The 25639-nt window shown below is 38.4% G+C and carries 24 protein-coding genes; 20 read left to right on the top strand and 4 right to left on the bottom strand.

The window, feature by feature from the left end:
* Nucleotides 1-654, top strand: a complete 654-nt coding sequence (locus ACYQ35_RS08545) for an HAD family hydrolase (RefSeq protein ID WP_459832288.1) — start codon at nucleotides 1-3, stop codon at nucleotides 652-654.
* On the opposite strand, the gene ACYQ35_RS08540 is transcribed toward ACYQ35_RS08545, so the two are convergent.
* Nucleotides 623-1249, bottom strand: coding sequence for a formate/nitrite transporter family protein (locus ACYQ35_RS08540; protein ID WP_459832285.1), 627 nt, complete (start codon nucleotides 1247-1249; stop codon nucleotides 623-625). The two genes, ACYQ35_RS08545 and ACYQ35_RS08540, sit on opposite strands and share 32 nt — an antisense overlap.
* Before the next feature lie 174 nt (nucleotides 1250-1423).
* Between ACYQ35_RS08540 and ACYQ35_RS08535 the strand changes: the two genes are divergently transcribed.
* From ACYQ35_RS08535 to ACYQ35_RS08515, 5 genes are all read left to right on the top strand, one after another.
* A complete protein-coding gene (locus tag ACYQ35_RS08535) occupies nucleotides 1424-1831 on the top strand; it encodes a hypothetical protein (protein ID WP_040449383.1) in 408 nt (135 codons plus the stop codon).
* Between the two features lie 25 nt (nucleotides 1832-1856).
* Nucleotides 1857-3485: a Na/Pi cotransporter family protein gene (locus ACYQ35_RS08530; RefSeq protein ID WP_009757392.1), complete on the top strand. Its 1629-nt coding sequence runs from the start codon at nucleotides 1857-1859 to the stop codon at nucleotides 3483-3485.
* Nucleotides 3486-3557: 72 nt separating this feature from the next.
* Nucleotides 3558-4397: a PHP domain-containing protein gene (locus tag ACYQ35_RS08525; RefSeq protein ID WP_009757391.1), complete on the top strand. Its 840-nt coding sequence runs from the start codon at nucleotides 3558-3560 to the stop codon at nucleotides 4395-4397.
* An 86-nt stretch (nucleotides 4398-4483) separates the two neighbouring features.
* Complete coding sequence (locus ACYQ35_RS08520) at nucleotides 4484-4858, top strand: A24 family peptidase (protein ID WP_051121335.1); 375 nt, start codon at nucleotides 4484-4486, stop codon at nucleotides 4856-4858.
* A gap of 84 nt (nucleotides 4859-4942) precedes the next feature.
* Entirely contained in the window at nucleotides 4943-6157 is a 1215-nt protein-coding gene (locus ACYQ35_RS08515; RefSeq protein WP_009757389.1) for a carboxylate--amine ligase, read from the top strand.
* A gap of 69 nt (nucleotides 6158-6226) precedes the next feature.
* On the opposite strand, the gene feoB is transcribed toward ACYQ35_RS08515, so the two are convergent.
* Together feoB and ACYQ35_RS08505 are read right to left on the bottom strand one after the other, a co-directional pair.
* The gene (feoB, locus tag ACYQ35_RS08510) at nucleotides 6227-8269 is read right to left on the bottom strand and encodes a ferrous iron transport protein B (protein ID WP_459832272.1); all 2043 of its coding nucleotides are present in this window, start codon (nucleotides 8267-8269) and stop codon (nucleotides 6227-6229) included.
* Nucleotides 8253-8492 (bottom strand): FeoA family protein, encoded by a 240-nt coding sequence (locus tag ACYQ35_RS08505; RefSeq protein ID WP_009757387.1) that lies wholly within the window; start codon nucleotides 8490-8492, stop codon nucleotides 8253-8255. Before ACYQ35_RS08505 ends, feoB begins: the two co-directional genes overlap by 17 nt.
* Nucleotides 8493-8629: 137 nt before the next feature.
* On the opposite strand from ACYQ35_RS08505, the gene ACYQ35_RS08500 reads away from it, so the two are divergent.
* The 14 genes from ACYQ35_RS08500 to ACYQ35_RS08435 all read left to right on the top strand — a co-directional run bounded on the left by ACYQ35_RS08500 (nucleotide 8630) and on the right by ACYQ35_RS08435 (nucleotide 25475).
* A complete protein-coding gene (locus tag ACYQ35_RS08500; RefSeq protein WP_459832268.1) occupies nucleotides 8630-9418 on the top strand; it encodes a putative ABC transporter permease in 789 nt (262 codons plus the stop codon).
* A gap of 28 nt (nucleotides 9419-9446) precedes the next feature.
* A complete protein-coding gene (locus tag ACYQ35_RS08495) occupies nucleotides 9447-10844 on the top strand; it encodes a VanZ family protein (protein ID WP_459832265.1) in 1398 nt (465 codons plus the stop codon).
* 161 nt (nucleotides 10845-11005) lie between these two features.
* Complete coding sequence (locus ACYQ35_RS08490; protein WP_009757384.1) at nucleotides 11006-11599, top strand: TVP38/TMEM64 family protein; 594 nt, start codon at nucleotides 11006-11008, stop codon at nucleotides 11597-11599.
* A 12-nt stretch (nucleotides 11600-11611) separates the two neighbouring features.
* On the top strand, nucleotides 11612-12817 hold the full coding sequence (locus ACYQ35_RS08485) for a glycosyltransferase (protein ID WP_009757383.1): 1206 nt from the start codon (nucleotides 11612-11614) through the stop codon (nucleotides 12815-12817).
* Nucleotides 12774-13769, top strand: a complete 996-nt coding sequence (locus ACYQ35_RS08480) for an LTA glycolipid anchor biosynthesis glycosyltransferase, IagA/BgsA family (protein ID WP_009757382.1) — start codon at nucleotides 12774-12776, stop codon at nucleotides 13767-13769. The genes ACYQ35_RS08485 and ACYQ35_RS08480 overlap by 44 nt, the downstream gene beginning before the upstream one ends.
* A gap of 228 nt (nucleotides 13770-13997) precedes the next feature.
* The gene (locus tag ACYQ35_RS08475) at nucleotides 13998-15962 is read left to right on the top strand and encodes a SpaA isopeptide-forming pilin-related protein (RefSeq protein ID WP_459832259.1); all 1965 of its coding nucleotides are present in this window, start codon (nucleotides 13998-14000) and stop codon (nucleotides 15960-15962) included.
* Between the two features lie 78 nt (nucleotides 15963-16040).
* Nucleotides 16041-17030, top strand: coding sequence for an ornithine cyclodeaminase family protein (locus tag ACYQ35_RS08470; protein WP_009757380.1), 990 nt, complete (start codon nucleotides 16041-16043; stop codon nucleotides 17028-17030).
* Between the two features lie 17 nt (nucleotides 17031-17047).
* A complete protein-coding gene (gene ilvD, locus ACYQ35_RS08465; protein WP_009757379.1) occupies nucleotides 17048-18694 on the top strand; it encodes a dihydroxy-acid dehydratase in 1647 nt (548 codons plus the stop codon).
* Nucleotides 18688-19485 carry a TrmB family transcriptional regulator gene (locus ACYQ35_RS08460; RefSeq protein ID WP_009757378.1) on the top strand — a complete coding sequence of 266 codons (798 nt, stop codon included), beginning with the start codon at nucleotides 18688-18690 and terminating at the stop codon, nucleotides 19483-19485. The genes ilvD and ACYQ35_RS08460 overlap by 7 nt, the downstream gene beginning before the upstream one ends.
* Nucleotides 19486-19631: 146 nt before the next feature.
* The gene (locus ACYQ35_RS08455; protein WP_459832252.1) at nucleotides 19632-20945 is read left to right on the top strand and encodes a Na+/H+ antiporter NhaC family protein; all 1314 of its coding nucleotides are present in this window, start codon (nucleotides 19632-19634) and stop codon (nucleotides 20943-20945) included.
* Nucleotides 20946-21197: 252 nt separating this feature from the next.
* On the top strand, nucleotides 21198-22886 hold the full coding sequence (locus tag ACYQ35_RS08450; protein WP_009757376.1) for a phosphoenolpyruvate carboxykinase (ATP): 1689 nt from the start codon (nucleotides 21198-21200) through the stop codon (nucleotides 22884-22886).
* A gap of 89 nt (nucleotides 22887-22975) precedes the next feature.
* Nucleotides 22976-23932, top strand: a complete 957-nt coding sequence (locus tag ACYQ35_RS08445; RefSeq protein ID WP_459832247.1) for an AAA family ATPase — start codon at nucleotides 22976-22978, stop codon at nucleotides 23930-23932.
* 1 nt (nucleotide 23933) lies between these two features.
* Entirely contained in the window at nucleotides 23934-25007 is a 1074-nt protein-coding gene (locus ACYQ35_RS08440; RefSeq protein ID WP_459832244.1) for a DUF58 domain-containing protein, read from the top strand.
* Between the two features lie 12 nt (nucleotides 25008-25019).
* The gene (locus tag ACYQ35_RS08435; RefSeq protein ID WP_459832237.1) at nucleotides 25020-25475 is read left to right on the top strand and encodes a hypothetical protein; all 456 of its coding nucleotides are present in this window, start codon (nucleotides 25020-25022) and stop codon (nucleotides 25473-25475) included.
* Between the two features lie 18 nt (nucleotides 25476-25493).
* On the opposite strand, the gene ACYQ35_RS08430 is transcribed toward ACYQ35_RS08435, so the two are convergent.
* On the bottom strand, nucleotides 25494-25625 hold the full coding sequence (locus ACYQ35_RS08430) for an IS3 family transposase (RefSeq protein WP_423804692.1): 132 nt from the start codon (nucleotides 25623-25625) through the stop codon (nucleotides 25494-25496).
* Nucleotides 25626-25639: the final 14 nt, after the last annotated feature.

Genomic DNA, 25639 nt, shown 5'->3' with positions numbered 1-25639 from the left:
ATGAGGGCGGTTATATTTGATATGGACGGGGTTCTGATTGACACGGAGAAATATTTAGTGAAATTTTGGTGTCAGGCGGGAAGAGAATTCGGTTATGATATGAAAAGGGAAGATGCCCTGATGATTAGAAGTCTGGCAGGAAAATATGCAAAACCGAAATTGCAGTCGATTTACGGAAAAGACTTTGACTATGCTGACGTGAGAAGCAGAAGAAAAGAGTTGATGAAAGACTGGCTGGAACAAAACGGAATTGAGAAGAAAAAGGGTGTAGATGAGATTTTACCTTATATAAAGAAGCAGGGATTGAAAATAGCAGTGGCAACTGCCACAGATGAGGAGAGGGCAATACATTATTTAAAAGAAATTGGTATTTATCATTGGTTTGACAAGGTGATTTGTGCAAATATGGTGGAAAATGGAAAACCGATGCCGGACATCTATCTGTATGCCTGTGAGCAGATTGGGGAAGAGCCGAAGGACTGCTATGCCGTGGAAGATTCGCCAAACGGGGTACGGTCTGCGTCAGCGGCAGGCTGCAGAACAATTATGGTTCCGGATTTGACGGAGCCGGATAAAGAAACAGAGAAGTTACTTTATGCAAAAGCAGCTTCCCTGTCAGAACTTAAAGATGTTTTTTCTCGAGAGAACCGATAAGCAGTCCGCCGACAACGTTTCCTGCGGTAACGATTCCAAGTACTTTTAAGAATGGCATAACCTGTACACCGAAAACCCAACCGTATGCGGAGAGATAATACATATTTGCAACGATATGGTCATATCCTCCGAAAACAAATGCGGTAATCAGAAGCCATACATAAAAAATTTGTGGGAAAGAACCTACAGGATATTTCTTTCCGAGAAGAACGGCATAACTTACAAAAAGTGCGCAGATAATCCCCATAATAAATAAACTGAGAGGAGAATCTGCAAGTTTTGTATCTACGATTGGTTGAAGACGTTCTAAAATTTTACTTTCAAATCTGCAAAAATGTACGAGTGTAGCAACGAGAAAAGCCCCCACACCGTTTCCAAACCATGCGACAATTAGATCTTTCAGATGATATTCTTTTGTAGCAGCCATAAGCGGACATACTCTCGTAAACAGCATATTGCTGAAGTTAAATACAAGAAAAATTCCCGTAGCAAAGAAAAGCGAAGCCACGATCTGATTTGGAATAATCAGGAAAGTCATTGCACCAAGTGAGATATAAGCGCCTGCCATTAAGCCGCTGAAAAAATTCTGTTTCATATGTTCCTACTCCTTTAGTATTTTATCTTTTGTTAAAAAACTCAATCTTTACGAGTTTACCACATTTGACATACTTTTAACAAGAGAAAAAACAGATTTTGTCCCCCGATTTTCTAATTGACAGAAGTGCGGCGAATGTGCTATTGTGCTAAGTGGTGAAAAAGAAGAAAGGGTATGGCGATGAAGAAAATAGTAATGTTTTTTCTGATCATGATACTCGCATTTGCAAATATAGATGAATGGATTGTGGCGGAGGAGCCGTTATCCATATATACGCAAGATAAGAATACGATGAAAAAGCGTTTTTTAGAGCGGGTAGTGGAAAAAGAAAGTGCCGTGATGATGGTGCGGGGAAAAGTACAGACAAGCACACCGGCAGTGAGAAAGAATGGAGTTAAACTACTTTTTTGTTTTCTCATAATGTGTTTCCTCTATTTTCAGTCAAAGAAAGGCAGCAGAGGAGAGACATTTTTAGAAATACAGGATTTTCTGGAATATCATATTCGGCGAATGCGCCAGATACATCAGATGGACGGAAAGAAAAAAGGTATCTGTTGTATAGGGAACAAAAGCATAGGATAAGATAGGAAAGAAAGGATAAAGAAAAATGGGAATGACAGAGGTATTCATGTTACTCGGCGGACTTGCATTGTTTTTATACGGAATGCAGATGATGAGTAACGGGCTGGAAGCGGCAGCAGGTAATAAAATGAAGAAAATTTTGGAGAGGGTGACATCTAACCGTATTATAGGCGTACTTGTCGGTGCGGCAATTACGGCGGTTATTCAATCTTCTTCAGCGACTACGGTTATGGTAGTTGGATTTGTAAACTCAGGATTGATGACATTGAATCAGGCAGTGTGGGTAATCATGGGTGCCAATATCGGTACGACAATTACAGGGCAGTTAATTGCACTTGATATTGGGGCGATTGCACCGCTGATTGCATTTATCGGTGTAGCGTCCATCATGTTTATTAAAAATGAGAAAGTAAAACATATAAGTGAAATTTTAGCCGGACTTGGAATTTTATTTATCGGTATGGAGACAATGGGAAGTGCGATGGCACCTCTTCAGGAATCTGAAACATTTATCGGATTTATGGCAAATGCAAGCAATCCGATAGTAGGTATTCTTGTTGGTGCGATATTTACTGCGATTATTCAGTCTTCATCAGCATCTGTAGGTATTTTACAGGCGTTGGCGCAGACGGGAGTAGTTCCTCTTTCAAGTGCCGTATACATTTTGTTTGGACAGAATATTGGTACATGTATCACAGCGGTACTCGCATCTATCGGTACAAAAACAAATGCGAAGAGAACAACGGTTATTCATTTGATGTTTAACATTATCGGTTCAATATTATTTACGATTATTTGTCTGTTGACACCATTTGTACATTTGGTAGAGACGTTAACACCGGGGGATACGGTTGCACAGATTGCCAATGTACATACAATCTTTAACGTTACAACAACATTATTACTTCTCCCTGTAGGAACTTACATGGCGAAATTGGCAGTGAAAATCCTTCCTGAATCAAAAGAGGAGGAAGAGGGAGAACATAAATTGGCATACATCGAAAAATTTGAGAGCAGTTATGCAGTAGGTAACGCTGCGCTTGCGATTTCTCAGGTAGAAGGCGAAGTAGACCGTATGCTTACAATGGTAAAGAAAAATACGGAAACAGGTTTCGAGGCCTTGCTTCACAAAGATAAAATTGACGAAGAGAAAATGTTGGACAGAGAAGAATACATCGATTACCTTAATAAAGAAATCTCTAAATATATTGTAGGTCTTATGGGCACAGAGATGGCAGATGAAGATTTGAGAAGAATCAATGCGTATTACAAAATTATCTCCAATATTGAACGTGTCGGTGATCATGCAATGAACTTCTTGGGATATGCAAAAGATTTGAAAATCTGGGACATGAAACTTTCGGGACATGCCTTAAAAGAGATTGAAGAGATGAAAGGGTTATGTGCAAAAGCATTGGAGGACATTACTGTTTCAGATATATCTAAAGCAGGAAATATTTTGGAAATGGCTGCGAAAAATGAACAGAAGATTGATGATATGAAAGAAATCTATCTGAAAGAGCAGATTGAGAGAATGAAAACGGGTGACTGTAAAGCAGAAACAGGTATTATTTTCTCGGAAATTCTTACGGATTTCGAAAGAATTGGTGATCATATATTAAATATTGGTGAACAATACAACGAAATGATGTAATAACATTGCTAGTTTTTTTGGAAAGCGGTATAATAAATCTAAGACGCATAATAAAGCAAAGGAGGCTTTCTTATGAAGATAGATATGCACTGTCATGTGAAGGAAGGTTCAATTGACAGCAAAGTGAGTTTAGAAGAATATATTACGATTTTAAAACAACAGGGTTTTCAGGGAATGTTGATTACAGACCATAACACTTACAAAGGATACCGTTACTGGAAAGAGCATATACGTGGGAAGAAACATACGGATTTCGTCGTATTGAAGGGAATTGAGTATGATACCCGTGATGCGGGACATATTATTGTTATTATGCCGGAAGGTGTGAAGATGCGTCTTTTGGAAGTAAAGGGACTTCCGGTTTCCGTTTTAATTGATTTTGTTCATAAGAACGGGGGAATTTTAGGTCCTGCTCACCCATGCGGAGAGAAGTATTTAAGTTATACGAACACAAAAAGATTTTTTAAATCACCGGAATTAATCAAGAGATTTGATTTCTTCGAGGGCTTTAATGCATGCGAATCGGAAGTGTCAAATGAAGCGGCGATGAAGTTGGTTACTCGCTATCATAAACCGGGCATTGCGGGAAGCGACTCCCACAAGCCTGAATGTGTGGGGAAGGCATATACGATTTTGCCGGAATATGTCACTTGCGAAACGGAACTGATTACATTAATCCGAAAGAAAGTACCGATTGAAATCGGCGGAACATTGTATGAGAAGACAACAAAAGAGAAATTGGGAAAAGCAAGTAAAATTTTGACGTATTCTTTTTGGATATATAATAAAGGTGGAAATCTTTTGAAAGCCTATAAGAGAAAAGGAAAAGAGAAGGAAGAAAATCCGGTGGACGCAATTGATCCTATTGAAATGGAACTTTTGGCGAAGAAAAAATTAAAAAATATATCATAGAGTGAAGGTATGTCTTTGGGCATACCTTCTTTGTATAGGAGAGTGAAAATATAGAGGTATTACGGACTGGTATATGGATATTTATATTGATAAATATTTCCATAGGGGATATAAAAAATAAGACAATCAACAGGAAATGGATTTATGCCCTGTTCTTTTGTGGTTTCTGGAAAGGTGTTACGTTGGAACAGTTTATGGGAGCGGGCGTGGCGGGAATTGTCTTTTTTCTTATTTTATTTTTTACTCCGGGAAGTTTTGGCGGCGGTGATGTAAAATTAAGTCTTGCACTTGGATACTATTTGGGTGCTGAAAAATGGTTTTACAGTTTTGCGATTGCCGTATTTTTAGCAGGAATGGTTATTGTGGGAAAATATATTTCGGGAAAGATAAATAAAAAAGAAGAAATTGCATTTGGACCTTATCTTTGTCTTGGAGCAGTATTAGTGAAAATTTTTATGTAAATAATAGTGACAGAATGATAGTGAATTGATATAATTATTAAGGTTAGGCTATTGTAATATTTATATAAGCAAGGAGATAGAGTCATGGAAAAAGTAGAATTTTTACCGGTGTTGTTAGCCAGTGATATTAATGTATACAGCATGGCGAGAGCATTTCATGAAGAATATGGAATTAAGTCACTGGTTGTGGCGAGAAGTTCCAGCAATATCATTGCAAACAGTAAAATTCTTGTATATAGAGAAAGAGCGGGATTGGATAAGACGGAAGTATTTCTTAAGGAAATGAATGAGATATATAAGAAATACGGAAAAACAAAGAAGTTGATTCTTATCGGTTGTGCAGACCATTATGTCCGTCTGATTGTGGAGAATAAAGCGGAGTTAAAGGATAAATTTATTTTGCCTTACACGGATAAGGAAGTGTTGGACAATATTGTTTTGAAGGAAACTTTCTACGAATTGTGCGAAAAATATAATTTAGATTACGCAAAAACATTTATTTATAAACCGGAGATGAATTTTGAGTTTGATTTAAAGGACATGCTGTTTCCGGTAGTGTTGAAAGCTTCTGACAGTGTGAAGTTCCATCGAAACAAATTCGAAGGTTTCCATAAGGCATACTTTATCGACACAAAAGAAGAGTTGGTAGATACATTAAAATTAATTTATAAAAACGGTTATGACGATAACATGATTATTCAGGAGAAAGTTCCCGGAGAAGATGCAGCAATGTATGATTTACAAATCTATGTTGGAAGTGACCATAAAGTAAAAATGATGAATCTCGGAAATGTTGTTTTGGAAGAGCATACACCGACTGCAATCGGAAACAATGCGGCGACAATTACGATGTCAGATTACAATGAAGAACTGATGAAAAAAATACAGTTCTTAATGGAAGATATCGGATATGAAGGTCTTGCGGATTGTGACTTGAAATATGATTATCGTGACGGCAAATACAAGATGTTTGAAATTAATATCAGACAGGGAAGAAGTCATTACCGCGTAACGGGCGGAGGTTATAATTTAGCAAAATATATTGTAGATGATTATGTGTATCATAAGGAAATTCCGACAACATACGTAAAAGATGAATATTTCTGGCACGTTGTTCCGCTTGGGGTTGTCTACAAATATGTAAAAGATAAGGACAAAATCGCAAAGATTAAGGAACTGGTAAAACAGGGAAAAGTATGTGATTCATTCTATTATAAAGAGGACATGTGCCTTAAGAGAAGAATTATGTATTGGCTCAGATGTATGAATCATTATAAAAAATATAAGAAATATTTTTAGAGAGTGTAGTGTTAAAAAAATACCAAATTTTGATGGAACTCATCAAAATTTGGTATTTTTTGTTTTTACTTAAAGAAGTAAACCGATATGATACACGATGAAACTCATCAGCCATGCAACGATAAGTTGAAAACTGATAATTCCCAATGTAAGTTTTTTGCTATGTACTTCCCTGTTAATTGTAGCAATTGTGGCGGTACACGGCACATACAAAAGGCAAAATACCATGAGAGCATATGCGTTTGCCGTTCCAAAACCAAGCCCGCCAAGTGTGGCAGCCAAAGCGCTCATACCACCTGTTGAAGTAATATTTTGTATACCGAATAGTACACCGCAACTGGAGACAACTACTTCTTTTGCAGCGATTCCGGCAATAAGGGCAACGATAATCTGCCAGTAGCCAAGTCCGAGAGGTTTGAATACAGGGACGATGAATTTCCCTATCATCGAACCGAAACTCTGCGTAATGTCCGTTACATATCCCGTTGGACCAAAATTCAATAAAATCCACATAATGACGGAGGCGATAAAGATAACCGTTCCCGCTTTTGTTAGATAATCTTTGACTTTCTCCCAAACATAGATGGCAATCGTGTGCGCATTAGGTGTTTTATATTCGGGAAGTTCGATAAGCAGGGCATGTTCCGCCTTACTTCCGTCAAACTTGGAGATAATGTATGCTGTCAGTATGGCAACGATAATTCCGATAAGGTACATAGAGTAAGAAACAAGCATGGCGTGTTTCGGGAAAAACATTTGTGAAAACAATACATAAATCGGTAATCTTGCACTGCATGACATAAATGGGGTGACAAGAATGGTTTTTAACCTGTCTTTTTTATGTTCCAAAGCACGAGATGCCATGATGGCAGGAACGGAACAGCCAAATCCCAACAAAAGAGGTATAAATGCACGGCCGGATAATCCTAATTTACTCATAATATCGTCCATGACAAAGGCAACTCGTGACATATATCCGCTATCCTCAAGAAAAGCTAGAGCGAGAAAGAGGATAAAAATATTTGGAAGGAAGGTGAGAATTCCGCCGACTCCTGAAATAATTCCGTCCACAATTAAAGAGATAACCATATCACTTGCATGAACAGAGGCAAGCAGATGGGAAACATTGCCGGAGAAGAATTCTAAGAAAATCTCAAAATATCCTTTTAACCAATCCCCAATGGTAAATGTAAAGAAGAAAACGAGTGCCATAATGCCGAGAAAAATAGGAAGTCCCCATGTTTTATGGGTAAGATAGAAGTCGATTTTTTCCGTGCGCTCTTCCTTTTGTACTTTGTTTACCAGCACTTCTTTAATAATTTCCTCGATAAAATCATATTTTTGATTAATAATTTCCGTCTCATAATTTTTTGTTAAAATATGCGTCAGGTCAAGAGGGTGGCGTTTCAAAACTTCTGAATCATTTTCTAAAATTTTGATGGCATGCCATCTCTTTAAATTGCTCTCAGGGTAATGTTTATCAAATTCATCTTGAATTAAGTCAATTTTATCTTCAATTTCATCGGAATATACCATTGCATATTCGTGGTGATGATTGTGATGATGTTTTGGTGTGCGGTCATGATGATGATGGATAAATTTACTCTGCTGTGCATAATCTTTGTGATGCGCAATGGCGTGAAGAAGTATGGAAAGTCCTGTTTTTTTGCGGGCGGAAACAGGAATTGCAGGAATTCCGAGCATTTCAGGAAGTCTGTGTAAATCAATTTCCATTCCGCGTTCCTCAACAATATCCATCATATTGAGGGCAAGTATGACAGGTTTACCCAATTCGATTAGTTGAAGAGTAAGATACAGATTGCGCTCCAGTGAGGAAGCATCTACTACGTCCACAATCACGTCAACATCATCGCTTAAAATACATTCGCGGGATACCTTTTCTTCCATTGTATAAGACGTCAGGCTGTATATACCCGGAAGATCGATGAGTTTAAACGTATCTCCTTTATAAGTTGTAGTTCCTTCTTTCTTTTCTACGGTTACGCCGGGCCAGTTGGCAACTTTCAAGTTTGCACCGGTGAAGGCGTTAAAAAGAGTTGTTTTTCCACAGTTTGGATTTCCGATAAATCCAACTTTAATTACATTGTCCATTTTCCACCTCGGTTACTGTGATATGTTCTGCAATTCGCTTACCGATGGCAAAACGTGTACCACGAAATTTAATTGTAAGAGAACCTTTTTTATTGTTGTTCAGAATGGTGATTAATGTGCCGTGAGTGAGACCGAGTGCCTCCAGACGGCGTTCCAACTGTAACTCTAAATCGATATTCTCTACACGATATATGTGATGATTTAATCCCTGTTTTAAGTACATGGTAATCCTCCAAATGCTATTGATAGTTATTATCTATAAGCATTGTAAAACTATACAAAGTAAAATTCAAGTATTTTTGTTTGCAAAAGACGGAATTGTGTTATAATAGGATATCTACAGTGGAAAGGGGCGAAGTAATGAATATATACAAAATGATTTTATGTTTTTTTATATATGGATTTTTAGGCTGGTGTACGGAAGTGGCATTTGCGGCAGTAAAGGAAAGAAGGTTTGTCAACAGAGGTTTTTTGAATGGACCGATTTGCCCGATTTACGGTGTGGGTGTTGTTATGGTCGCGCAGTTGCTAATGCCGTATCAATCTAATTTACTTCTACTATATATAACATCGGTGATTGTTGTGACTGCGTTGGAATGGCTGACCGGATTTGCATTGGATAAAATTTTCCATAATAAATGGTGGGACTATTCCGATATGCCGTTTAACTTAAACGGATATGTCTGTCTGCTGTTTTCTTTAATTTGGGGAGTTGCCTGTGTTGTGATTGTGAAATGGATTCACCCGCTGATCTATAAGGGAGTGCTCTTCCTTCCGATATGGCTTGTGATTACTTTAGATGTCATTTTAGTGATAGCAGTTTTTACGGACCTTTTTGTTACGGTTTCCAAGATTCTGAAAGTGAATCAGCATTTGGAAAAAATGGAGGAGATTGCAACGGAATTGCATCGTATTTCCAATGAGATAGGACAGAACATTTCAAAGGACATTTTAGGAGTTATAGAAAGAAGAGATGATATTTCCGGAGAAATGTCTGAGAAGATAACTGAACTGAGAAAGAAATACAGTGAACTGGCAGTACGCAATGCGAAAAACATGAAACGTCTTGTAAAAGCGTTTCCTCGTATGACACCGAGAAAACATAAGGAAATTATAGAGGAACTGAAAAATTATTTAAAAAAGAAATAAATACGAAAGAAAATAAAGGGGAGATAAAATGAGAATATCAAGTTTAATTGCGATGGGAAAAGAGTATTTGCTTTCGGGAGTTATCGGTATTTCCATTGTTATAGTGCTTGCTCTTGTTGTGTATAAATTTTTGTTAAAGGGGAAAAAGAAGATAAAACCTCTCCGGATATTCGGGTGGCTTTTACTTGGAAGTTATATCGTTATTGTGCTGGGAGCGACATTGCTTGCAAGGTCAGAAGCCTGGGAAGCCGGAAGCATTTTACCGTTGTTTTATTCCTATCGTGATGCATGGGTAAATTTTTCTGCGGCAGCATGGAGAAATATTATTCTAAATGTATGTATGTTTGTTCCGCTTGGACTGTTATTGCCGATGATGATAAAGTCTTTCAGAAGTTTTTGGAAAACATATTTAGTCGGTTTTTTGTTTACGTTGTGCATTGAAGGGATTCAACTTCTTGGAAGAAGAGGGATTTTTGAATTGGACGATATACTGCACAATACAGTGGGAATGATGATAGGGTATGGAATATATGCTGTGGCTGCGGCAGCCATACAGAAATACAGAAAAGAAAAAGTTTCGTTGAGAAATGTACTGCTATTACAGTTGCCGCTTGTAGTTTGTGTCATCAGTTTTTCCGTAATTTTTATTTCTTATCATACTAAAGAGTTGGGAAATGTAGGCGGACAATATATTGTGACATACGACACGGATAAATTACAGGTGGAGACAGACAAGGACTATGACAAGAAGTCAAAGGAATTGCCGGTATATCAGTTTGAAGTGATGAGTGAGGCGGAAGCGTCCGACTTTGCGGGACAACTTTTTCAAAAACTGGGTACGGAATTAGACGAGGAGAGAAATGATTTCTACGAAGATATTGCTTTATTTCATGCAAAAGACAGTTATAACCTTTGGGTAAACTATGCGGGAGGAACATATAATTTAACGGATATGGATACGCAGTTTTCCGCGGACGAAAAACTGAAAACAGGCGCTTCCGAGGAAGAAGTCCGCAAAATTTTTGAAGAGTACGGCATAGATATTCCGCAAGAGGCGGCTTTTTCGGAGAAAGAAGGAAAATATACATTTACCGTAAACCAATTGGTAGAAAATGGTGTAATGCTTGACGGAGAAATCAACGGTGAGTTAAATGAAGAGAATAAATTTTTGGATATAAATTATGGGCTAAAGAAGTGTAAATTTTATAAATCCTTTCAGGGAATAAGTGAACGGGAGGCATATGAGCAAATCTGTTCAGGAAAGTTTTTCTATCCTTATGGCAGAGAAGAAGAATTGTCAGTTTTAGTAAAAGACTGTAAAACAGTGTATGAAAGAGATTCAAAAGGATATTATCAGCCTGTGTACTTATTTAGTTGTGAGATAAACGGAGAGGAAAGCGAGATAAAAATTCCTATATTGCAATAGAAACAGAATGGAAAAGATGGCGTTGGCTGTCTTTTCTATTTTTTTGCCTTCTTTTAAAAATCTTAATAAATTGGGGAAAAGATTCAAAAATTCTTAAACAAGACATTAAAAAGCCTTAACGTTGAGCTGGTACAATACAAATATGAAACGGAGGGCGGAAAATGAGTAAGAAAACAAAGAGAATTTTAAATATAGTAACGGCGGTCAGTTTAATTTCTATTATTGCATTTGTTTTATATGGAGTGCATACGGGAGTTTTGACGGATAGACAGCAAATGGAAATGCTTGTAAAAAAGAGCGGATTATGGGGACCGATTTTATTTATCGTGATTCAAATGATACAGGTCGTTATACCGATTGTGCCGGGCGGAATTACCTGCGGCGTAGGTGTAGTTATTTTTGGAGCGTGGAGCGGACTTTTGTATAACTACATTGGAATTGTGGCAGGTTCGCTGATTAACTTTTATCTGGCGAGAAGATATGGAACTTGCTTTGTGAAATATTTCGTTAAAGAAGAAACTTATGAAAAATATATTGGGTGGCTGGATAAAGGAAAGAAATTCGATAAATTTTTTGCATTGGCAATTTTCTTTCCGTGCGCACCCGACGATGTGCTCTGTCTGATTGCGGGATTGACAAAAATGACATGGAAGAAATTTACAACAATTATTTTACTTGGCAAACCATTATCCATTGCGATGTACAGTATGGCGTTAGTTTATGCGGGCAGTTGGATAGAAAGATTTATTGCGTAAGGAGGAGCAGATATGAGAGTATTGATTACAACGGATTTATTTAAACCGACAATTAACGGAGTGGTAACATCTATTTTAAACTTAGAGCAGGAATTGAAAGAGCAGGGACATGAAGTAAAAATACTGGCAGTCTCACAAAACGTATATTCTTATCGGGAAGATAATGTGTACTATGTCAGATCCGTACCTTCTCATATTTATCCGGAAGTACGCGTGCCGGTATCAAGGGCAGCGTCGTTCGTGGAAGAATTGATAGAATGGAAGCCGGAGGTTGTACACAGCCAGTGTGAATTTTTTAGTTATGGGTTTGCCAAACGAATCGCGAAAGCGACAAATGCAAGGCTTGTGCATACATATCACACGTTATACGAACAGTATACGGAATACATTCCTGTCGGAAAAAGGCTGGGAAGGGCAGCGCTTGGAAAATGGATTAAAATGAGGCTGAAAGATACGAATCTGATTATTGCACCGACGAAAAAAGTGGAACAGACTTTGTATCAATACGGAATGGCAAAGGAAATACGGATTGTGCCAACGGGAATCTGTCTTGAGAAATTCAAAAATCCTGTTGACGATAAGACGGTAGAGCAGTTGAGAGAAAGGTACGAAATCAAAAAAGAAGATAAAGTTTTATTGAGTTTAGGACGATTGGGATATGAAAAACGAATCGATGAACTTCTATACGGAATGAAAGAAATTGTTAAAATGGAGGAAAATATAAAACTTTTAATTGTAGGAGGAGGACCTGCCCGGGAAAGTTTGGAAAAACTGACTGACGAATTGCAATTAAGAGAGTATGTTCGATTTGCGGGAATGGTTAGTCCGGAAGAAGTACAGACGTACTATCGGTTAGGAGATGTATTTGTCTGTGCATCTACGAGCGAAACACAGGGATTAACTTACATTGAAGCGGCGGCAAGCGGGCTGCCTCTTATCTGCAGAAAAGATGCGTGTCTGTACGGTGTTCTGGAAGAAGGAGGAAACGGATTTTCCTATCAGGATATTTATCGTTTTGCAAAATACGTCAGAATGTATGCAACAGATGAAGAGTGGTTGGAAAAAGCGGGAAATCACAGCGAAAAGATTGCGGAAAAATATAACACGAATTTATTTGGAAAAGCGGTATCGGGAATTTATCGGGAAGAAATAATAAAAGGAGGGGTGGAAGAATATGAAAGTATTGCTTTATGCGAAAAATCAGCAGGTCGTATCTAAAAGCGGTGTTGGGAAAGCAATGTCCATGCAAAAAGAGGCTCTTCTTGCAAATGGTGTTGAGGTAACGGAGAACAGCGAAGACAGTTACGATGTAGTACATATTAATACAATATTTCCAAGTGACTATAGAATGGCGAAACGCGCAAAAAAGGAAGGGAAAAAAGTAGTGTACCACGCACATTCCACAAAGGAAGATTTTCAAAATTCATTTACCGGTTCAAATTTAATAGCGCCGCTGTTTAAGAAATGGATTATGAAATGTTATCGGCTGGGGGATATTATATTAACTCCTACGGAATACTCCAAAACATTACTAAAGGGATATGGAATAGAAAATCCGGTTTATGCCATTTCAAATGGAGTGGATACATCGCTTTTTTCAAAAAATATATTGGCGAGAGAAGATTTTCGTAAAAAATACGGGCTGCGTCAGGACGATAAGGTAATTATGTCGGTAGGGCTTTATTTTGAGAGAAAAGGTATCTTGGATTTTGTGGAATTGGCAGAACAGATGCCGGAATATAAATTCATCTGGTTTGGATATACGCCTGATATTCAGATTCCGTCGAAAGTAAGAAGAGCAGTTCACAAAAGTCTTACGAATCTTATCTTTGCGGGCTATGTGCCGAAGGAAGAGTTGATTAATGCATACAGCAGTTGTGATTTGTTTTTCTTTCCGTCCTATGAAGAGACAGAAGGGATTGTTGTACTGGAGGCTCTTTCGTCTGAAATACCCGTATTATTAAGAGATATTCCGGTATATGAAAATTGGCTGGAGAACAGAAAAGATGTTTACAAAGGGAAGACAAATAAAGAGTTTTCTTCTCTGATAAAAGATATTTTGGAAAAACGGCTTCCTGTGCTGACATGGAATGGCAGAAAAAGAGCGTTGGAAAGAGACGTGAACTGTCAGGCACGGAAATTGAACAGATATTATGAACAACTTGTATAAGAAATTTGTCTTATGGGATTCCTCTGTAAATATTAGGAGGAACCCTATTGACAAATGGAAAAATGTGGCATATGATTTATTTACTCGTCTAATTACATATCAAATATTCAAAGGGATAATCTTCCCAAGTATTCAAAACGAGAACAATTTTATTTAAGGAAAGGAGGAACTCTTTTATTTAATTTAAGCAACAAAACAGAATATTGTATATCAGGAGGTTTTTAATCATTGAAGAAAGTAAAAAAAGAATGGATAAGTGTATTGTTAGTGTTGTGCATGGTGATTTCCTTTCCGATGTATAAAAAGGTTGTTCATGCACAGGAAAAAAGTGACGTAGTTATTCCTAAACTTGTGCGAATTACGACAAGTCCCTATAAAATTACTCAGTATGGAAAAGAGAGCAGAGGTACTTACGGTGTCATGTTCTTTGTAAAGGAGAAAAATTCTCAGAGAATCGGATACTGCATGGACTTTGGGAAGGAACTTCCTATGAATAAACCGCTGAAAGTATTGACGGAAAAGCAAAATGAACTGCTGAAAGCGGCGTTGGAGTTTGGCTATCAGGCGATGACGGAGACACCTACGAATAAGCAAAAGGCACAATATGGTGCGACACAGGTAATGGTTTGGAACATTATGGAAGGGGTATATGGAACGCCGAAAGCGAGAAAAGCAATGGAGGAATACAGTCGATCCCTGAAAAATGCGTCTGACGGTCTGGCATTTTATGATGAACTAAATCGCAAGATAAATGAAGTAGGTAAATTGCCAAGTTTTTTGAGTGATAAAAAGGACAATGCGGGAAGTCATATGTTAAAGTGGAATTCCCAAAAGAAACGATACGAGATAATTTTAACGGATACAAATAAAGTGAATTGTAAATTGCAGATTGCAGGGAATTCTTCACTGACATTAGAGTGCATTAATCAGGAGAAGAAAGAGTACTGTCTGTTCAGCGCGAAAGATTTTCAGGGAGAGCAGACCGTGGAGATAAAGCGGACTGATGAATTGGGAGGTGTGCGCCCTTATCTGATTTACGGAGCGGAAGGAACAAAGTATCAGAGAGCGCTTACATATAATCCTCAGGGTGTCAAAGATATGGCTGAAGGGTATTTAAAAGTCCGGACAGAAAAGGGCCGCATAGAGATTATTAAGATAGATGAGGAAACAGGGGACACGGAATCGCAACTTCCGGATATATCTTTTGCCGGAACACAGTATGAACTTCTTTCTTCGGAAAAAGAAAGAATAGATATATTGACGATTAACGAAGAAGGGCGTGCATTTTCAGGAGAACTGCCGGCAGGCACATATTATGTGAGGGAAATCAAGGCGCCTGAAGGATATAATATAGACACCGTGCTGCATAAAGTTACCCTTCCCTCTGAAGAAAATATATTGTATACAAAAGTTCAGTCAAAGGAAAATGTTATTCGCGGCGATGTGGAAATTAAAAAAATCGGGGAAGGAAGACCGATGCCTGATGTTGAGTTCACATTGACAAATAAAAAAACGGGCGAAAAGACCGTAATCAAGACAGATGAAAACGGAGTGGCTGCAACAAAACGTGAAGACAGTGAAAGGGGGTCGTTAGTATATGGAACATATACGATAGAGGAAACGAAGTATCCGGAGGGATACATTCCGATGAAAGCGTTTGATGTTGTCATTGAACAGGAAAATGTAAAGTTGACATACACTTTGGAAAATCAGATAATCAAAGGAAAAATCATTGTAGAAAAAAGGGATAAAGATACAAAACAGATGTTGAACGGCGCTGTTTTTGAAATTATCGCAAAAGAGGACGTGAAAGCGGCGGACGGCAGCGTGCTTGTAGAAGCGGGACAGACAGCCGATAAAATCATAACAAAAGATGGAATTGCTGAAAGTAAGGAACTGTATCTTGGAACATATCTTGTCAAAGAAATCAAAGCGCCTGAAGGGTATATTCCTTCGGAAAAATCTTATGAAGTGCATTTAAAATCTCAGGGGGAAGAAATCCCTGTCGTTATGGAACGTCTTTCCATAGAAAATCAGAAAGAGAAAAAAATAATGAAATTAATAAAAGCGGAGGAAGTGAAAACAGGAGACACCGATAAAATGGGAATGTATGGAATAATTTCCCTTCTTTCAATAGCGGTTATTTTGAACGGATATCGTCTGTATAGACAGAAAAAGAAGAATTTTTCATAAGAAGATTGACAAAGCAATAACAAAAACTTTATAATAGCTACCAAAAGGAACTACTAATGCAAAAAGAGGAGGAAGAATATGTTATTGCTTTCAAAAAAAGATATTCAAAAAGTATTTACGATGAAAGATGCCGTTGAGGCGGACAAAGAAGCATTTACCCTTTTTTCTGAGGGGAAAAGTGTTGTGCCTCTCCGCACAAATATAGGGGCACCTAAATATGACGGAGCATTTTTATTTATGCCTTCTTATGTGGAAGACTTGGAATGTTCGGCAATTAAAATTGTAAATGTATTTCCAAAGAACATAGAAAAAGGAATCCCTACAACTCCTGCACAGGTGTTGTTGATTGACGGAAAAACAGGAGTGGTTATTTCTGTTTTAGACGGTACATATGTAACACAACTTCGTACAGGAGCAGCGTCGGGAGCAGCGTTTGATGTCTTGGCAAATCCAACGGCAAAAAAAGGAGCGTTGATTGGAACAGGTGGACAGGCGGCGACGCAGTTGGAAGCCATGCTTGCGGTGAGAGATTTAGAAGAAGTAAAAGTATATGACATCAATCTGCAGAGAACAGAAGAATTTGTAGAGAAAATGAATGAAGAACTCGCATCATATGGCACAAGAATCATTGCAGCAAAAAGTTCAGATGAAGCGATTGAAGATGCAGATATGATTGTAACGGTTACACCTTCATCAAAACCTGTATTTGACGGGAACAAAGTAAAGGCGGGGGCAACAGTAAGTTGTGTAGGTTCTTATCAGCCGCATATGCAGGAGATGGATTCTGTTATTTTACAGAGAGCAGGAAAAATTTATTTTGATTCAGAGGAAGCGGTTTTATCAGAAGCAGGGGATATCCTTATTCCGCTTGCGGACGGGCTGATTACAAAAGAAGATTTCACGGGAGACTTGGGAGATGTTCTTCTTGGAAAAGTAGTTGGACGAGAAACAGAAGAAGAAATCATTGTCTTTAAAACAGTAGGAATCGGAACACAGGATCTTGTAACGGCAAAACACATTTATGATAAAGCAGTTGAACAGGGAATTGGAACAGAGTGGAATTCATAACACAGGAGGAAGATAAGATGGGTCAGGAATATTGGAATGGTGCGGAAGCGGCGCACAGACGAGTAATGATGAAAGCAGCTGGATATTCAGATGAAGATATCCGTAAAAAACCACATATCGGAGTACCGAATTCATTTATGGAAGGTTCTCCGGGAAGTGCACATTTAAGACAGATTGCAGAAGCGGTAAAACAGGGAATCTGGGAAGCGGGCGGAGTGCCTGTAGAATTCGGAATTCCTGCGACTTGCGGAAACATTGCAAACGGAGCAGAAGAGTTAAAATATGAGCAGGTAGGGCGTGATATTGTTGCCATGTCCGTAGAGTTTGTTACAAAAGTACATAATTTTGACGGATTAGTTATGATTGCTTCATGTGATAATATTATTGCAGGCTGTTATCTTGCGGCAGCGAGACTTGACATTCCGTCTATGGTTGTCACAGGAGGTTCTATGCAGCCGGGACACCACTGCGGAAAAGCAATTGTGGAAGCGGATTTAGACGTGGCAAGATTTTCAGGCGCCGGTGAAGAATATTTAGATGAATTAGAAGAGTCAGTATGCCCTTCATTTGGAGCATGTCCTTCTATGGGAACTGCGAATACAATGCAGATGCTCGGAGAAGTATTTAATCTTGTTATGCCTGGGACGGCAACAGTTCCTGCATCGGATAACAAGAAACTCCGTCAGGCGAGAATGGCAGGAAAATATGCAGTAGAATTAGTGAAATCAGGAAGAAAGCCATCAGAATTAATCACAAAAGAAGTATTGTTAAATGCGATTATGTTTGACATGGCGGTAGCCGGTTCTACAAATGCGGTTTTACATATTTTAACAATGGCATACGAATTGGGAATTGACATTACATTAGAAGACTTTGAAAAATATGCAAAAGAAATTCCGTGTATCAATGCGGTTATCCCAAGCGGTCCTTACACGGTTGTGGATTTCCACTATGCAGGAGGAGTTCCGAATGTATTAAAAATGCTGGAATCTAAATTATATAAAGATGCTCCGATGATGACGGGAATTACTCTGGGAGAATTTTTAAGTCAACTGACTGCTAAACCAAATGAAGTTATTCACAGTTTGGAAAAACCGTTATTTAATGAGCCGGGATTAAAAGTTCTTCGTGGAAACATTGCTCCAAACGGTGCGATCGTAAGACCGACAGGTGTACCAAAAGAAGTGAAATACATTAAAGGAAAAGCTAAAGTATTTGACGGTGACAGAATGGCGTTTGAAGCGATTGAGAGCGGCAAGATTGTTGCGGGAGATATTATCGTTATCCGCTATGAAGGCTGCAAAGGTGCGCCGGGAATGAAAGAACTTATGTTAAGTATCGATGCACTGATTGGTTTGGGATTACACACAAGTGTGGGACTCATTACAGATGCAAGATTTTCAGGATTTAACTACGGTGCGATTGTGGGACATGTTTCTCCTGAAGCGTATGACGGAGGCGTTATTGCGCTTGTGGAAGACGGAGATGAGATTATTCTTGATACAATTAATGGTGAGGCAACATTGTGTGTGTCTGACGAAGAACTTGCAGCACGAAGAGAAAAATGGGTATGCCCTCCGTTAAAGGAACAGAAAGGCTGTCTGAATTTATTTGCAAGAAACTGTCGTCCTGCTGAAGAGGGCGGTGCAATGCAGCCGTGGTAAATGCAATTCCCTTATTAAATAAAATCGGTTTGACCGAGGCGGAGAGTAAAACGTATCTATCTTTACTGCGGTACGGAAGTTCCTCAGGGTACGAGGTGAGCAAGGTGTCAGGAGTTCCCCGATCCAAAATTTATAATATTTTGGAAACACTTGTGACAAAAGGATTTGTTCGATTTACAGAAGGGGAAGGGACGAACCAATATTTGGCAGTTCCCATAGAAGAAGTGTCTGAGAGGATACAGAAAGAAACGAAAGATACTTTGGAAGAACTGACCGCACAGTTGAAAGAGTATCAGACTTCCACGGACTTAGAGTATATATGGCATATAAGAGAGTACAAAAATGTATTTGCAAAATGCCGAAATATTATTCGGCATACGGAAGACGAACTGCTTATTCAGATATGGGAAGAAGATTTGCCTCAGATAGAAAAAGAACTGAAAGGGCTTGAGGAAAAAGGTGTAAGGCTTGGAATCGTGTATTTCAGTGAAGATGAAAATTCTTCCATACCCTTTAAAAATTATAGCCGACACGGTATGCTTGCAGAAAAGAGAAAAGAAATGGGAGGACGTTTTATCACTCTTGTTTCAGATGAGGAAGAAGTAGTCTTCGGACAGATTATCAATGAAACGGTTGCTGAAGTTATCTGGACAAAATCAAAACCGATGATAGCGATGTCTGCAGAATGTGTAAGGCACGATATGTATTTCTACAAAAATGTGGGGAAATTTAAGGAAGAAATGCAGGAAGAGTTCGGAAAAGACTACATTAAAATCAGAGAAATTTTTTAATCGGTGAGGAAACTTTAGTCGTACGCAGGTATGATTAAAGTTTCTTCCTGTTTATGAAAATATCTTGACTTTTTATGAGGTATGAATTAGGATAGTGCGTATAATTTTTATGACATGAGAAAATGAGGACAAGGAGGGTACAAGACATGGAGAAGAACAAAGGAAGAGCGGTTGCTTTATTGCCAATCGGAGTATTTTTAATTATTTTTCTCGGAGCAGGGATAGTTACAGGAGATTTCTATACGATGCCTGCCATTGTAGCGTTTTTGATAGCATTACTGGTTGCTTTTTTACAAAATAAAAATTTGACTTTTACAGAAAAACTACAGGTGATTTCAAAAGGTGTGGGAGATGAGAATATCATCACGATGTGTCTGATTTTTCTCTGCGCAGGAGGATTTTCGGGTGCGGTTACAGCGGCAGGAGGAGCGGACAGTACGGTAAACTTCGGTTTATCTATCCTTCCTTCCAATATAGCGGTAGTGGGGTTATTTATTATCGGCTGCTTTATATCCGTATCTATGGGAACTTCTATGGGAACGATTGCGGCGCTGGCGCCGATTGCGGTAGGCATCAGTGAGAAGACCGGTTTCCCTATGGCGGTATGTATTGGCGCAGTTGTATGTGGCGCAATGTTTGGAGATAATCTTTCCATGATTTCAGATACAACCATTGCGGCGGTAAAGACACAGGGCTGTGAGATGAAGGATAAATTCAAAGCCAATTTCTTTATTGTCCTTCCCGCGGCGATTGCCACAATTGCCATTTTCTTCTTTATGACAAGAAACGGGAATTTTACACTGACAAAAGAATTACCGTATAATGTCTGGCAGATACTTCCGTATATTGTCGTGTTAATCGGAGCACTAATTGGAATCAATGTATTTGTCGTGCTGATTAGCGGAACGGTTCTCTCCCTTATTGTGGGAGTGGCAACCGGAAGTATTGCGCTGGGAGATATTTTCATTGCCGTCGGAGGAGGAACGATAGGAGATAAAGCCATCGGCGGAGTGATGGGAATGTATGATATAACGGTTATTTCTATCGTAGTCGCCTGCATTGTATCTCTTGTAAAAGAATATGGCGGAATACAATTTATTCTAAACCTGATAAAAGGACATATTAAAGGAAGAAGAGGGGGAGAACTGGGAATCGCAGGATTGGCATTGCTGGTTGATGCCTGCACGGCAAATAATACGGTTGCCATTGTTATGACAGGACCGATAGCGAAAGAAATTTGTGACGAGTATCATATCAGTGCAAAGCGTTCGGCATCATTGCTTGACATTTTCACTTCGGTAGGGCAGGGAATAATTCCGTATGGTGCACAACTTCTTTCGGCGGCTACACTGACGGGACTTACACCGTTTGCGATTATGCCATATTTATACTATCCGTTTTTAATGGCGGTCAGTGCAGTTTTATTTATTTTATTCCGAAAGGAAAAAGAAAACAGATAGTGAAATTTTTAACAAATGAATTGCAAAAAAGACTTTAAAGATATGGAAAAATAAAGAAAAAGTGATAAAAAAACTTCAAAAATGCAGGATTAAAAAATCAATCCTGCATTTTATTTAATTTTACATTCAATTAAGGCATTTTACAAGTTGTAAATGAAGTATAAAAATAATAAACTTTCACGAAAAACGTTGACTTTTTCAAGCGAAAATGAGATAATAAGACAAATTTGGAATTTCAAGGAGGAACATAATATGTCAACAAAAGCTTATTATCCGCTTAGCGAAATCGGTGCTGGAAAAACAGGTTTTTCTAAAACACGTTCTATCATCGAAGCAGCATTTTATGGAAACAATGTAGTAAAAGTCAGCACATTAAGAGAGGCATATGAATTAGCGAAAAATTCACCTGGAACAATTGTAACAGATATGCCTGTATATAGAGGAGAAGAATTCGGTCTTGACAGAGATGCGAAAGTTCTTTTATTTAACGATGGAGCAGTAACAGGACGTTACGCAGCAGCACGCCGTATCAAAGGAGAACCGGGAGTTGATGCAGCAAAACTTGATAAAGTAACAATGGACGCTGTTTATGAATCACGTTGGAAAACAATGTATCATGCAGAAGTTTATGTTGGTCTTGATCCGGAATTTATGGTAAAAGCACATCTTCTTATTCCTGAAGGAGAAGAAAATATCATGTACAACTGGATGTTAAACTTCCAGTATATGTCTGATGAATATGTAAAAATGTATAAAGAATCAAAAGCAGTCGGAGACGGAAAAGAACCAGATATCTATATTTTCTCTGATCCGCAATGGATTCCACAGGAAAGACCTGATGTTGACTACAGTTGCTTAAGTGATCCTCTTACATTATGTTATTTTGATACAGCAGAAAACTGTGCTTGTATTCTTGGAATGAGATACTTCGGAGAACACAAAAAAGGAACACTTACTATGGCATGGGCAATCGCTAACAGAAACGGATATGCTTCATGTCACGGTGGACAGAAAGAATACACATTATCAGACGGTTCAAAATATGTAGCATCTGTATTTGGTTTATCAGGTTCAGGTAAATCAACATTAACTCATGCAAAACATGGTGGAAAATATCCAATCACAGTTCTTCATGATGATGCGTTTATTATCAACACAGATACTTGTTCATCTGTAGCATTAGAGCCTACATACTTTGATAAAACAGCAGATTATCCGACAGGTTGTCCTGATAACCAGTACTTATTATCAGCACAGAACTGTTCTGCAACTTTAGATGAAGACGGAAAAGTACAGTTGGTAACAGAAGATATCAGAAATGGTAACGGACGTGCGTTAAAATCTAAATTATGGTCACCAAACCGTGTAGATAAGATTGATGCTCCTGTAAATGCAATCTTCTGGATTATGAAAGACCCTACAATTCCACCTGTAGTAAAATTAAAAGGATCTGCTTTGGCATCAGTTATGGGTGCAACACTTGCAACAAAGACATCTACAGCAGAACGTGTGGCAGCGGGAACAGACTTAAATGCACTTCGCATCGTTCCTTATGCAAACCCATTTAGAACATATCCATTAGTAAATGACTATGAAAAATTCAAAAAATTAGTGGAAGAAAAGAACGTAGACTGCTATATCATCAACACAGGTGATTTCATGGGCAAAAAAGTTCAGCCAAAAGATACATTGGGAATTTTGGAAACAATCGTAGAAGGAAAAGCAGAATTCAAACAGTGGGGTAACTTTGAAGATATCGAAATCATGGAATGGGAAGGATTTGTTCCGGACTTAAGTGATGAAGATTACAAAGCACAGTTAAAGAATGCTATGCAGAACCGTGTAAATGCAGTAGAAGGATTTGCTACAAAGAAAGACGGATATGACAAACTTCCTGACGAAGCTTTAGAAGCGCTTCAGAAATTAGTGGCAGAAGTTTAAAAGAATATGATAAAAATAGAATGTGCAGCGCACATTCTATTTTTTTATGCTATAATAGAACAAAAATAGACAAGTAAAGGGGATATAATATGGCAAAATATATGGAAACTGTCCAAAATATTGTGGGAGAAGTTAAGAAAGCAGTTATCGGAAAAGATGAATGTATTAAAAAAGTTATGTCGGGGATTCTTGCGGGAGGTCACATTTTGATTGAGGATATTCCCGGTGTGGGAAAGACAACATTAGCGCTGGCTTTTGCAAAAAGTATGGGAATGAGCTGGCATCGTATACAGTTTATGCCTGATGTACTTCCGGCGGATATCACAGGGTTTTCCATGTATGACAAATATATGGGAGAATTTCGGTATCAGGAAGGTGCTGTTATGTGTAATCTGCTTTTGGCAGATGAGATTAACAGAACATCGCCAAAGACACAGTCCGCATTGCTTGAAGTGATGGAAGAGGGGACGGTTACTGTCGATAAGGTGACAAGAGAAGTTCCGAAACCATTTGTAGTTATTGCAACGGAAAATCCTATCGGTTCATCGGGAACACAGATGCTTCCGGAATCTCAGTTGGACCGCTTTTATATTTCCATGACGATAGGATATCCGGAAATCCGCCATGAAATTGAAATTATAAAGGGGAATCAGACGGGCGGACTGCTGGACGGGATAAATCCGGTTATCAGTGCGGAAGTTCTGACTTTCATTCAACAGGAAGTAGAAGAAGTTTATGTGCATGATGTTATTTATGAATATATTGCCGAGTTGATAACGATGACAAGAAATCACGCAATGATTGAGGTGGGAATCAGTCCGAGAGGGACAATAGCGCTTACAAAAATGACTAAGGCTGCGGCTTATTTATCGGGAAGAGAGTACTGCATTCCAAAAGATGTGCAGGAAATGTTCTACAGTGTAGCAAGACACCGCATTCAGTTGAACTCCAAAGCAAGAATTAATCATGTAAAAGTGGAGGACATCATGGAAGAAATTTTGAAAAAGGTAGAAGCGCCTACACCGAAGAAAAAAGTGGAGAAATAGAATGAAAAAAATAATCTATCTTATAGTGATGGGAACAACCGTCTATTTAAACGTGCTATACGATTGGAAAGAAGGAGCGATGGTTCTCTCAGTGGAACTGGCATTTCTTTTCTTCTGTCTGCTGGAAGCCTGGTTTGTGCGAAGAAAAGTGAAAACGCGGATAGAGGTGAAAAAGGAAATAGCGGAGCAGGGGGAAGAAGTTCCGATTTGCGTGTGGATACAAAATAGAAGTAGTTTCCCTGCCGGGGTGAAAGTGACATTATTTATCAAATATGCCGGAGAAAATAAAAAAATAAAACAGACATGGAGAGTATATTTGGGAGGAAGAAAAGAAGAAACTTTCTCAAAGGAAACTTTTGCTCAAAAGTGCGGTAAAATGAAAATGGAGTTGGGAAAAATCACTGTTTCAGACTGGTGGGGAGGAATTTCCTTTCCAAAGAAGGTAAGGGAGCAGGAAAGAATTTTAGTTATGCCAAAACCGTGTCCGGTAAATTTAACAGTGAGCCATAAGACGAAATGGTTTCCGATAGAAAGCGACGAGTATGCGACAGATAGAAGTGGTGATGATAACACGGAGATATATGAAATAAGAGAGTATAGAAATGGTGACAGACTTCAGAAAGTGCACTGGAAAGTCAGTGCAAAGCAGGACGATTTATATGTGAAAGAATATAGTTATCCGTTGGGAGCGGGGGTGCTTATGCTTCTGGAAGGGGGAAAAAGTGAAAATACTCCTTCATTTTTAATGGGAGTTGTCTCCGTTTCCATGGCAATGCTTGAGAAAAAATGTCCACACTATATTGCGTGGAAAATGAAAGAAGACCCTTTTATACAGAGAAGACTGATTAAAGATGAGGAAAGTTTTTACCAATTTCTTACTGAATTTTTGGAGATAGAGACGAATCTTTTGGAAACGGATATGGAAGAGCGTTACCGTTACCAATATCGCAATGCAATCTATTCTTCAATAATCATTTTTACAAATGCATTGGAAATGCAAATAAATCATCAGGAGAAAATGAAAGTCGGACCGGAGATAGAAAGGTTTTTTGAAACAACGGAAATAATTGTTTAATAGGGGAAAGACATGAAGAAAACAAAAATATGGGAAGAAATAATACAGATAGTTATTATAATCATTGCACAATTGGGACTGTTATTTTCTTTTACGGAAACATTTGATATTTCTTATCAGGAAAGAAGTGTATATATCGCTGTAACTGTGCTTGCTGTTCTCATGTTTATAGTGCTGAAAAAAGCGAGACATGGTCTGTTGTTGCTCGGCGGAGGAATTGTTTTGGCAGAGGGAGCCTTCCTTTTGTGGAAGAGAGGCACAGTTTTTAAAGAGATAAAATGTATTGTGGAAATTGTGAGAACACATATGGAAAATTATGTGAAAACAGGGAAGATTGAGCATCTGTATGAGAACTCCAAATTCACATTGGGAATATTGTTTTTTCTGATTTTGACGACTGGTATGCTTGCCTGTATTATAGTGAAAATGAAAAGGGCTGGTCCTATGTCAAGATTTAGTACAAGTTAAAATGAGGTTTTCCTCATCTTAACCTGCCAACTGCAATTCGTCTTGTTGAAGCCTACGATACAGCTCTTCATAATCGTTTGGTGACATATAATCACAGTGACTATGAATTCGTTTCGTATTGTAGAACGCTTCCAAATATTCAAAAATCAAACGATATGCATGGT

The organism is Faecalimonas hominis, from assembly GCF_054660755.1.
The sequence above is the reverse complement of the archived record's forward strand: the minus strand, read 5'-3'. Positions and strand labels throughout refer to the sequence as shown.